This is a genomic window from Aeromicrobium sp. (assembly GCF_036676885.1).
Classification (GTDB): Bacteria; Actinomycetota; Actinomycetes; order Propionibacteriales; family Nocardioidaceae; genus Aeromicrobium.
In genome coordinates this window covers 1-3,736 of the sequence record NZ_JAKFCB010000198.1, presented here as the reverse complement: position 1 = coordinate 3,736, position 3,736 = coordinate 1, and the positions used below count along the sequence as shown (strand labels likewise).

The following is a 3,736-nucleotide window of genomic DNA, read 5'->3' as shown; positions in this document are numbered from 1 at the left end:
GTCGGAGTCCGAGTCGGTCGTCAGCACCGCCAGCGCGCAGCGCCGCAGCAGGTGCCGCAGGCCGCCGATCGAGGCGGTCTGCAGCCGCGCGATCTCGTCGCGGGAAAGGATGTCCAGGCCGCCACGCGGGGAGATGCGCGCGTTGCAGGTCGGGAGGCTGGCTGGCATCGCCGCGGCTTTCGCGGTTTCCGCCCTGGAGAGTGACGCTTCCATCGTTGCTGCTCGTCTCTTCTTCGGGACTGGGGACTTTAACACCCGCCTGCAGCCCGCCAAACCCGGCAGAAGCCCCTTGCTGCGAAAAAAAGGGCGGCCGGATCGCTCCGGCCGCCCTGGTCACTCAGCCCGCGAACGCGGGATCAGAACTCGTAACGCAGCGTCAGCAAAGCCGACCAGCGCGAAACGACACGCGGAACGCGACCCTCGTACGGGCGCAGATCCTGCCACGTCGGGTTCGACGCGGAGCCCAGGTCGTAGATGTAGTCGCCATCGGCGGTCATCCCGGCGAGGCGCGCCAGGTAGCGCGAATCGAAACCGCCGATCTCTTCCGTCACGCCCCAATCCTTGTTGAGCATGTTCATGAAGTTGTAGATGTCGAGGCGGATGATCGACTTGTGGTCTTCGAAGAAGCCCGGCAGTTCCTGCTGGATCCCGAGGTCGACCTGGTTGACCCACGGCAGGCGCGTCTCGTTGCGGCCGACGATGCTGCCGCGGTGGCCGCGCAGGTAGTTGTTGCCGTCGATGAACGCATGGAACGCGGCGATCTGCTCCGGCGTCGCCGACCCGTAGCTCACGTTCGGGTCGTCAAGCAGCGGCACGTAGGCGCGGTCCTGGAAGATGCCGTCGCCGTTCGGGTCGCCGTTGATCAGCCAGGTGTACGGCAGTCCGTTGCGACCGTTGTAGAACATCGAGACGCTGGTCTTGTAGTCGCCGAAGAACGCGCGCTCCCAGCCCAGCGACAGCTTCACCGAGTTGCGGATCTCGCGGCTGGCGGTCGCGGCGATCTCCTCGTTCGGGTTCAGGCGCGAGACGAACTGGTAGCTCGACCAGGCCTGCGAGCTGGCATCGGAGCCGACTTCGGTGGCCTTCGTGCGGGTGTAGCTGAGGTTGCCGTACCAGCCGTTGGACATCGGCTTGTTCAGCGACAGCGTCAGCGAGTTGGAGAAGCCCTCGTCGGTGTTGGTCAGCAACGTGGAAATATTGCTGAACGCCGGGTTGCGGTCGCAGTTCTTGTTCGACGACGAGATGCTGCCGAGGTTGCAGTAGAAGTACTGGCGACCATCGAACAGCGTGCCCTGCACTTCACCGATGTTGAGCGCCTGGTAGAGGGCGGCGTCCTTCGAGGCGATGCGCTGGAACTCGATCGAGCCCACCAGGCCATACCACGGCAGCTCGTGGTCGAGGGCGAGGCTGGCCTTCCAGACGGTCGGCAGCTTGAAGTCCGGATCGATCACGTCGATCTGGTTGGACGGGCTGCCGACGGTCGGCACGTTCTGGTTGTACGGATCCGGGCTGAACGGCGCGTCGTCCGGGTCGAACGAACGATACGAGAGTGCCGAGACGCCGCCGTTGTTCTGGTACGGGTTGGCCAGCCAGACGAACGGGGGAACGCTCTGGAAGGCGCCGATGCCGCCGCGCAGCTGCGTGTAGCGCTCGGTGTTGAAGTTGAAGTTGAAGGAGAAGCGCGGCAGGACGACCTTGTTGTCCGAACCGAGCTTGTAGTCGTTGCGGAAACCGAACGCCTCCTCGAAGCCCGGCGCCTCCTCCGGGGCCTTGTCGGCCTTCGGGATGTTCACGCGCACGCCGAAGGTCATCGACAGCTGGTCGGTCGGCTGCCAGGTGTCCTGCAGGTACGGGCTGAACTGGCTGTAGACCAGGGCGGCGGCGGTGTCGGCCACCGTGAATCCGGGCGCCGGGGTCCGCAGGTTGTAGACGTCGTAGTCGCCGTTCTCGAAGTCCTCGAGGCTCTCGAACACGTACGAGCCGTGCAGGTCGCGGCCGTACAGGTTGTACACGTCGTGGCGCATCCAGTCGAAGCCGCCCTTGATCGTGTGGTCGCCGGCGTAGTAGGTACCGAAGATCGCCGCCGACACGCGGTCGGTGTTGATCTGGTTCTCGTGGCGGTTGTTGTCCTCGCCGATGAAGATGGAGCCGCCGTCGGCGGTCTCGATCTCGACTTCCGGCTGGTTGATCGGGTTGCCGTTGACCTGGTCGAAGGTCTGGTGGCTGAGCTTGACCTCGGTCGAGAAGTTCTCGGTCCAGTCGCTGAACAGCTGCAGCGAGGTGTTCTTCGTCACGTTGTCGATGTTGTACCAGTGGCTGCTCAGCACGACCGTGTCGGAGAACTGGTCGTACGGCGACGGACGGAATTCCTCCGTCTGCTGGTAGGTCAGGCTGGCGCGGTGGTAGTCGGTGATGTTCCAGTCCAGCTTCGCGAGAATGCGCTTGTTTTCCAGGTTCACGCCGGTCGAGCCGTACGTGCCCGGATACAGGCCCAGCGACTCGGCGATGTCGATCGCGCGCTCGACGTCCGCCATCGAGACGTCGCCGTTGGCGATGCCGTCGGACGTGTTCGAACCGCCGAAGTTCTTGATCTTCTGCTCTTCATACGACGCGAAGAAGAACAGACGGTCCTTGATGATCGGGCCGCCGACGGTGGCGCCCACCACACGGTCATTGTCGAAGCCAGCGTATTCGTCGCCTTCCAGGTCGCCCATGAAGTCGGAGTCGCGCAGCGCGTAGTACACCGAGCCGTGGAACTCGTTCGTGCCCGACTTGGTGACCGCGTTGACCGTGGCGCCGACGGTGTCGGCCGCGACGTCGTAGTCGGAGACCTTGAGGTCGTACGCGGCGATCGTGTCGACCGAGATCGGGGTGCCGAGGTACGGCATGCCGTTGGCGTTGAGGCCGAACGGATCGCCCTGCGACATGCCGTCGACGGAGATGTTGTTGTAGCGGTTGTTGACGCCGGCGACCGAGATCGAGCCGTCGCCGGCGTCGGTCACCTGGATGCGCGGGTCGAGGCGCGCGATGTCGTCGAGCGCGCGATTGCCCTGCGGCGTCAGCTCGAGCTGGCGACCGCTGACCGAGGTGCCGACGCCCTTGTTGTCGGGGCTGAAGATGTCGAGACCGGCCGAGCCCGTCACTTCGACGGCCGCGAGCGTGGACGCGTCCACCAGCTGGGTGTTCACCGCCGTGACCTTGTTGAGGTCGAGGTAGAGACCCTCTTCGGTCCGGGAGCCGACGCCGTCCTTGTTGATCGTGATCTCGTATGGGCCGCCGACGCGCAGGCCGCGCGCGTTGTAGCGGCCGCTGGCGTCGGTCGTCGCGCGACTCACCGTTCCGGACTCGACATGGGTGATGGTCACCTGCGCGCCCACGACCGGCTGGCCGCTGCCGTCGGTGACGACACCGCCGACGCCGGCGGACGTGGTCTGGGCGAGCGCCGGCGCGGCGGCAAGCGCGAGGGCGAGGCCAAGGGAGAGCTTCGAGAGCCGAACCCGGTTGCGATTGGTCATGGTGGTTGAACCCTGCTAGGAAAAAAGATGGCTGAAGTGGCGAAAGCGGCATCCCGCCGCGGTGCCTGGCTTGCAGGCACGCTGAGTCCTTGGGTGGAATACCGGGTTGGGGCGTCCCCTGCGTCCCCCGGCACTAACAAGAGTTTAACACGCTAACTTCGTCACTTGTCATTCATGTGACAAGGCGCGAACCGATTTCAGGGAAGCGGCCCGGCGGCCAG

General features: G+C 65.0%; 2 protein-coding genes. Both read right to left on the bottom strand.

Features of this window, described 5'->3' with window-relative positions; all coding sequences use genetic code 11:
• A partial coding sequence (locus V6M46_RS19615) for a pyrimidine/purine nucleosidase domain-containing protein (protein ID WP_442880486.1) occupies nucleotides 1–168 on the bottom strand: 168 nt, incomplete at its 3' end.
• A gap of 188 nt (nucleotides 169–356) precedes the next feature.
• Nucleotides 357–3,515, bottom strand: coding sequence for a TonB-dependent receptor (locus V6M46_RS09345; RefSeq protein ID WP_332664100.1), 3,159 nt, complete (start codon nucleotides 3,513–3,515; stop codon nucleotides 357–359).
• Nucleotides 3,516–3,736 lie beyond the last annotated feature (221 nt).

Bases quoted from the DNA above. Each gene is read 5' to 3' on its own strand.
- V6M46_RS09345 (WP_332664100.1), bottom strand. From the start codon at position 3,515: ATGACCAATCGCAACCGGGTTCGGCTCTCGAAGCTCTCCCTTGGCCTC.